The 7,033-nt window shown below is 66.7% G+C and carries 6 protein-coding genes and 1 tRNA gene; 6 read left to right on the top strand and 1 reads right to left on the bottom strand.

Annotated features, from left to right (window positions below):
• The first annotated feature begins 1 nt into the window (after position 1).
• The 4 genes from AC1Q6E_RS16545 (at position 2) to AC1Q6E_RS16560 (ending at position 3,892) form a co-directional block, all read left to right on the top strand.
• Entirely contained in the window at positions 2-1,468 is a 1,467-nt protein-coding gene (locus AC1Q6E_RS16545) for an ABC transporter permease (RefSeq protein WP_152800240.1), read from the top strand.
• A complete protein-coding gene (locus AC1Q6E_RS16550) occupies positions 1,465-3,375 on the top strand; it encodes an ABC transporter ATP-binding protein (protein ID WP_492573118.1) in 1,911 nt (636 codons plus the stop codon). Before AC1Q6E_RS16545 ends, AC1Q6E_RS16550 begins: the two co-directional genes overlap by 4 nt.
• A gap of 19 nt (positions 3,376-3,394) precedes the next feature.
• The gene (locus tag AC1Q6E_RS16555; RefSeq protein ID WP_296555059.1) at positions 3,395-3,745 is read left to right on the top strand and encodes a GFA family protein; all 351 of its coding nucleotides are present in this window, start codon (positions 3,395-3,397) and stop codon (positions 3,743-3,745) included.
• A gap of 59 nt (positions 3,746-3,804) precedes the next feature.
• Positions 3,805-3,892, top strand: a tRNA-Ser gene (locus AC1Q6E_RS16560).
• Between the two features lie 152 nt (positions 3,893-4,044).
• On the opposite strand, the gene AC1Q6E_RS16565 is transcribed toward AC1Q6E_RS16560, so the two are convergent.
• Positions 4,045-4,452: a GFA family protein gene (locus tag AC1Q6E_RS16565; RefSeq protein ID WP_152800238.1), complete on the bottom strand. Its 408-nt coding sequence runs from the start codon at positions 4,450-4,452 to the stop codon at positions 4,045-4,047.
• A gap of 177 nt (positions 4,453-4,629) precedes the next feature.
• Here AC1Q6E_RS16565 and AC1Q6E_RS16570 point away from each other — a divergent pair, with 177 nt between their 5' ends.
• Positions 4,630-5,601: a Bug family tripartite tricarboxylate transporter substrate binding protein gene (locus AC1Q6E_RS16570; RefSeq protein WP_152800237.1), complete on the top strand. Its 972-nt coding sequence runs from the start codon at positions 4,630-4,632 to the stop codon at positions 5,599-5,601.
• On the top strand, positions 5,601-6,968 hold the full coding sequence (locus AC1Q6E_RS16575; protein WP_296555063.1) for an MmgE/PrpD family protein: 1,368 nt from the start codon (positions 5,601-5,603) through the stop codon (positions 6,966-6,968). Before AC1Q6E_RS16570 ends, AC1Q6E_RS16575 begins: the two co-directional genes overlap by 1 nt.
• The last annotated feature ends 65 nt before the right edge of the window (positions 6,969-7,033 follow it).

Raw genomic sequence — 7,033 nt, forward strand, 5'->3', positions numbered from 1 at the left:
CATGCCCAAGATCGTCTTTCTGTGGACCGACGTCGCGCTGTTCCTGCTGGTGCTGGGGATCGCCTGCTATGCCTGGCACGCCCGCCGCACGCCCAATCTCCGGGCCACCTGGGCCAGGGTGGCGCGGGACACGCCGGCCATGTGCGCCGTGGTGGTGCTGAGTGTGTTCGTGGTGATAGGCGTGCTCGACTCCATGCACTACCGGCCCTTGCTGGAGTCGGTGGAAGTCGATGGCGGGAAGGGCGCGCGCGCCTATTCCCCGGTCACGCGCTCGGTGCTCGACGCCCTGCTGGAAAAACCCATGGCCGGGCGCGAGAAGACCTACTCGGCGCCGTTGGCGGTGCGCCAGTTCACCAAGGAATCCATGCTGGTCGACGGCAAGCCGGTGCGGGACTATCCGCGCCTGCGCCACGGCGGCGCGCACCTGACCGACCCCGATACGCAATGGCTGGGGGATGTGCTGCGGCGGACGGCCGTGGGCGTCGTGGCCGGCGGCCTGCTGGCCGGCGCCGTGGCCCTGCTGGTGGCGGGCGCCCTGGCGCATCGCGGCGGGCGGACCTTTCCCGTGGCGTGGCGCGACATCGTCCAGCGGCGCACCGCGGTGCCGGTGGCGGCCATGCTGCTGACCTTCGGCATCATCGCCATCCTGGCGGGCGCGGCCGTGTCGCTGTCCACCGGCTATCACGTCATGGGCACCGACAGTACCGGCAACGACGTCCTGGTACAGACGGTCAAGAGTTTCCGCACCGCGCTGGTCATCGGCAGCCTGACCACCCTGGCGACCCTGCCGCTGGCCCTGGCGCTGGGCATCATGGCGGGCTATTTCAAGGGCTGGGTCGACGACATCATCCAGTACGTCTACACCACGCTGACCTCCATTCCGGGCGTGCTGCTGATCGCCGCCTGCGTGCTCATGGTGCAGGTCTTCATCGACAACAATCCCGACCTGTTCGAGACCGGCGCCGAACGGGCCGACCTGCGCCTGTTCCTCTTGTGCATCATCCTGGGCGTGACGGGCTGGGCGGGGCTGTGCCGGCTGCTGCGGGCCGAGACGCTCAAGCTGCGCGAGCTCGACTATGTGCTGGCGGCGCGCGCCTTCGGCGCGTCGTCCGTGCGCATCATGGCCCGCCACCTGCTGCCCAACGTCATGCACATCGTGCTGATCACCGTCGTGCTCGATTTCTCGACCCTGGTGCTGTACGAGGCCGTGTTGTCCTACCTGGGCGTAGGGGTGGATCCCTCCATGAACTCTTTCGGGTCCATGATCAACCTCGCCAGGCTGGAGATGTCGCGCGATCCCATGATCTGGTGGAGCCTCTTGTCCGCCTTCGTCTTCATGCTGGCCCTGGTGCTCTCCGCCAACCTGTTCGCCGACGCCGTGCGCGAGGCCTTCGACCCGCGCGCCCGGGCCTACCGGCCGGCGTGGGCGCGGGCCCGTTCGGCCAAAGCGCTGGAGGACCGCCGATGAACGCCCCCGCTGAAACCGCCATGCTGGACGTGCGCCAGCTGGACGTCCTGCTCGACAGCGACCACGGAGTCGTCCATGCCGTGGACGCGCTCGACCTGGCCATCGCGCGTGGCCAGACTTTCGCGCTGGTGGGCGAGTCCGGCTGTGGCAAGAGCATGACCGCGCTGGCCCTGCTGCGCCTCCTGCCCGACGCCGGACGGATCGAGCGCGGCCAGACCCTGCTCGAAGGCGTGGACCTGAACCGCCTGCCCGAACGCGACATGCGCACCGTGCGGGGCCGCAAGATCAGCATCATCTTCCAGGAACCCGCGACCAGCCTGAATCCGGTGATGCGGGTGGGCGACCAGATCGTCGAAACCATCACCACCCATACGGCGCTGCGCGGGGCCGCCGCCCGCGCCAAGGCCGTCGAGTGGCTGCGGCGGGTCGGCATACCCGAGCCCGAACGGCGCGTGGACGACTACCCCTTCCAGCTGTCGGGCGGCCAGAAACAGCGCGTCATGATCGCGATCGCGCTGGCGGCCGAACCGGAACTGCTGATCGCCGACGAGCCCACCACCGCGCTGGACGTCACCATCCAGGCCCAGATCCTGGAACTGCTGCGCACCTTGCAGACCCAGCTCGGCATGGCGATGATGCTCATCACCCACGACCTGGGCATCGTGCGCAGCATGGCCCATCACGTCGCGCTGATGTACGCCGGCCAGATCGTGGAATCCGCCCCGGCCGGCGAATTCTTCCGCCATCCCCGCCATCCCTATGCCCGGCTGCTGTTCGGCGCGCTGCCCAGCATGGGGCGCCGGGGCGAACACCTGGCCGCCATTCCCGGCACCGTGCCCGCCCTGAACCAGGCGTTCGGCGGCTGCCGTTTCGCCCAGCGCTGTCCGGCCCACGCGGCCGAATGCGACGCCGCGCCGCCGCCCCTGGCCCAGGAGGCTCCCGGCCACGCGGTGCGCTGCGTGCGGCTGGTCCAGATCGACGCCGCCCGCGCCGCGGGCAGGGGAGAGCCGCTGCCCGAGGTGCATGTCGTGGAACAACCCGCCGCATCCATGGCGGCTCCCGCCGCGGTGGCCGAAGCCTCTTCATCCACATCGGGAGCCGGCCTGCTGAGCGTGACCGGCCTCAAGGTCCATTTCCCCATCCGCAAGGGCCTGCTGCGCCGCACGGTCGGCTGGGTCAAGGCAGTGGACGGCGTGAGCCTGTCGCTCGACACCGGCAAGACGCTCGCCCTGGTCGGAGAGTCCGGCTGTGGCAAGACCACCACCGGCAAGGCCCTGCTGCGCCTGCTGGACGGCGTGGCGACAGTCTCCGGCCAGGCCAGCCTCCAGGGGCAGGACCTGCTGCGGGCCGGCGGACGCCAGCTCAAGCGCCTGCGGCGCGACATCCAGATCATCTTCCAGGACCCCTATGCCTCGCTGAATCCCCGGATGCGCGTGGGCGAGATCCTGGACGAGGGCCTGGCCTCGCTGCGCCCCGACATGGACGCGGCCAGCCGCCAGGCCGCCTTGCTTCGCCTGCTGGACCAGGTGGGGCTGCGCGCCGACGCCCGCGACCGCTACCCGCACGAGTTCTCGGGGGGGCAGCGCCAGCGCATCGCCATCGCCCGCGCCCTGGCGCTCGAACCCAAGCTGATGGTGTGCGATGAACCGACCTCGGCGCTGGATGTCTCCGTGCAGGCGCAGATCCTCAACCTGCTGCACGCGCTGCAGCGGGACATGGGCATCGCCTACCTGTTCATCACCCACAACTTCGGGGTGGTCGAATACCTGGCCGACGACATCGCCGTCATGCAGGGCGGCCACATCGTCGAGAGCGGCCCGGCCGAACGTGTCCTGACCCGGCCGGAACATGCCTATACCCGGCAGTTGCTGGACGCCGTGCCGCGCTTCGACGTCGCGGCGGCCTGAACGGACAAGGAGAGCAAGCATGTCGTACGAAGGAAGTTGCCATTGCGGGGCCGTCGCGTTCGAAATCGACGCCCCCGTGCCCACGCAGGCCATGAGCTGCAATTGCTCCCATTGCCGGCGCAAGGGCTTTCTGCTGAGCTTCGTGCCCGAAGGCCAGTTCACGCTGAAGCAGGGCCAGGACCAGTTGCGGTCCTATTTCTTCCATGCCCACAAGATCGAACACATGTTCTGCGCGACCTGCGGCACGCAATCCTTCGCCCGGGGCGCCATGCCCGACGGGACGCCCATGCGGGCGGTGAACCTGCGCTGCGTGCCGGCTATCGACCTGGACGCGCTGCAGATCAAGCGGGTGGATGGGGCGAGCTTCTAGGCCGGCCGGCGGGGCGGGGGGCCAAAATGGATTATCATTCCGCTCTTGGCGCCGCATCGGGAAGCGTGGCAGAGTGGTCGATTGCACCGGTCTTGAAAACCGGCAACGGGAAACCGTTCGTGAGTTCGAATCTCACCGCTTCCGCCAGCGATTTTGAGAAACCCCTTGATTTCATCCAGGAATCAAGGGGTTTTTTGCCGATGGGACGCCCCAAGGCAAGAAGCGCCTCCTCGGGGGGCCGCAGGCCGGAACCCCGACCGACGCAGATCCTGGCAGATGGAAAGGCCCACGCGCCGGCCTCATGGCTGCATGTCGCATTCCACGGGGCTGTCCACTTTCGGCAGCCACTTCAGGCGGCGCCTGGTCCAGGTTTGCCGCCGCACGGGCCCGAGCACATCTCGTTCCGCCAGCGCGCCGACGCGCAATGTGTATGTCCTTGGAGTGCCGAGGTCGGTGGCGTAGACCGGACCGCCGCAGATTTCGCAAAACCCGTGCGCGCGTTTCGCGCCGCTGGCGCCGGTCTTGATGTACTGGCGCGGAGTGCCGCTCAGGAGCCGGAATGTGTCCGCGGGCGCCAGGACATTCAGCCGGAAGGCGGACCCGGACAGGGTTTGGCAATCCAGGCAATGACACATGTTCACCACGGTGGGGTCGACCTCGGCTTCGTAGGTGATCGCGCCGCAATGACATTGGCCGTGTACCTTCATGTTGGGCTCCTGGGCAGGACGAACGGGTGTGCTGCGGGGATGGTACCTTGATCTCTTTTTTTATGGTTTTGATGAATGGAACCGGTTCCTAAAATTTGACATGTGTGCGTGCCGTCGATAAAGTCCTCGGTACCCATGGCAACGGTGAATTGCCAACAAGAGGACAAGGAGACCTGAGTGTTCAAGAAAAGCATCGCCGTGTGCCTGGCGGCGGCTGTATCCGGTGGGCTGACGCCGGCGTCGGCCCAGGAAGGAGGCCGGGCACCGGTCCGTATCGTGGTGGCATCGGCGCCGGGAGGAAATATCGATGTGCTCGGCCGCATTCTGGCGGAACACCTGTCCGCGCTTACGCATCAGAACTATTACGTCGAGAACCGGGCTGGCGCCGGCGGAAACATCGGCACGGCCTACGTGGCGCAAGCCAGGCCCGACGGACAGACGCTCCTGATCGTGTCCACCAGCCATACGAGCAATGTCCACCTCTACCGCAAGGTCGGCTATGACCCGATCAAGAGCTTTACCCCTATCTCGAGCCTGGCCCAATCGGCATTTGCCATAGCCGTGCCCACCGGCTCGAAGTATCAGACGCTCCAGGATTTCGTCGCCGATGCGCGCGCCCATCCAGGGAGAATCAATTACGGGTCCGCGGGCGTGGGGCAGGGCAACCACCTTGGCATGGAACTGCTGAAGTCTGATATAGGAATAGATCTCATGCACGTCCCCTTTACATCCATGGGGGCCGTTGTCACGGCACTGATGGGAGCGCAGGTGGATGTGGCGATGCTGACGCTGCCGGGGGCCCTGGCAGCGTCGGACGCGGGGAAAGTGCGCATTCTCGGGGTCACCGGCCGTCAGCGTGTCGCCAAACTGGCCATGGTTCCCACGATCCGGGAAGCCATCGGCCATGAGTTCGATCTGACCTCGTGGCAAGGACTGCTCGGACCTGCCGGATTGCCCGACAAGCAAGTCGCGGATCTGAATGAGAACGTACGGAAGGTCATGTCTTCCCCTCAGGTCGTGGAGCAGCTCGATCGGGTGGCTTTGACGCCGGATGTTTCGACACCAGCGGAGTTCGGGCGGTTTCTGTCATCGGAAACCGCTCGCTGGGGCAAGGTGATCGGTGACGCGAAGATCGGAGTGGACAAGTAATGGCGCAACCAACCTTGGCCCGGCGGTACGGGGAATTCATCGTTTCCACGAAGCTGGCGGCCATGCCGCCGGATGCCGTGCGGAATGGCCAGATGCTGGTCGCCAGTACCCTGGCCAGCGCCGCGCTTGGATCCACGCTCGAGTCGAGCCGGGTCGTCCGGCGACTGGAGGCCGAGCGGGGAGGTAAGCCGCTTTCGACCGTCTGGTTCGGGAACTGGGAGGACTTGCCCGCCGTGGCCTGCGCCAGGGTGAACGCGCTGATGAGCGACGCGGCGGCCTCGGATGACAGCGATCTGAGGAATATCGTCCATAGTGGCACGCCCGCATGCGCGGCGGCTCTCGCCGTCGGTCAGGAGGTCGGCGCGTCGGGCGCGGACGTCACCGAGGCGATCATCCTGGGGTACGAGGTCGCGGGAAACATCAACACGGCCATGATGGGCGGGCTGCAGCGCAAGGGGTTCCATGGAGGCATCGTTGCGACATTCGCGGCGGCGGCAGCCGCCGCGCGCCTGATGCGTTTGAGCGCGGAGAGCGCGGCGCATGCCTTGGCGCTGGCCGCGACTTCCATGGGAGGGTTGCATGCGGCCGCGGCGACCAGCCTGGCGCGGGAATACATCGCGGGCAATGCCGCGATGATGGGTGTCCAGTGCGCCCAGGCAGCCAGGCTCGGCTACACAGGAGAGATCGCGACATTCGAGATGAGCCGGGGATTCTTCCAGACGCTCGGACCCGGGCACGACGCCAATGCGGTCATCGGGGAGCTGGGAGAGAAGTGGAGCATATTGAGCGAGCTCGGAATCAAGCTCGTGCCGGGAGGCTCTCCGTTCCATGCCGTCGCGGAAGCCGCCGCCATGGCTGCCCGCGAGGGCGCATTGCAGGTGGAGGATATCAGGCAGATCACCTTTACGTTGCCGGACTATCCGTTTCCCGGACCCAAGCACCCGACGGACTTGATCGGCATTGCCCATAGTCCCTTCTACTTCGCGGCTGCCGGTGCCGCGGATCACGACTACCACTGGGCGCATGCCTTTCCCGAGAAGATCAGGGATCCGCGCATCCGGTCCTTGTTCGACCGGATAACGCGCCTGGATCAGGAAGTCCCCGACAAGTCGTCATACAAGAGCGGCGCCATCGTAAGCGTGGAGACGACGGACGGCCGTCTCATCGAGAAATCCGTGCGGCAACCGAAAGGCGCGGCCTTGCGCGGTATCGGATGGAACGAGATCCATGACAAGTATCAGGCACTCATCCCGTATGCCGGCGTCGAGCGCGCCGCGGTCGATAGTAGTTTCGAGTTGATTCGAAAGCTGCCGGATGTGCCGGACATTCAGCAATTGATCGATTCACTGCGTCTGCCTGCGCGGTAGGACGAGGTCCGGCGGGGGGGGGGGGGGGGGGGGGGGGGGGGGGGGGGGGGGGGGGGGGGGGGGGG

Source organism: Pigmentiphaga sp. MLSB6-MA01, assembly GCF_058793475.1.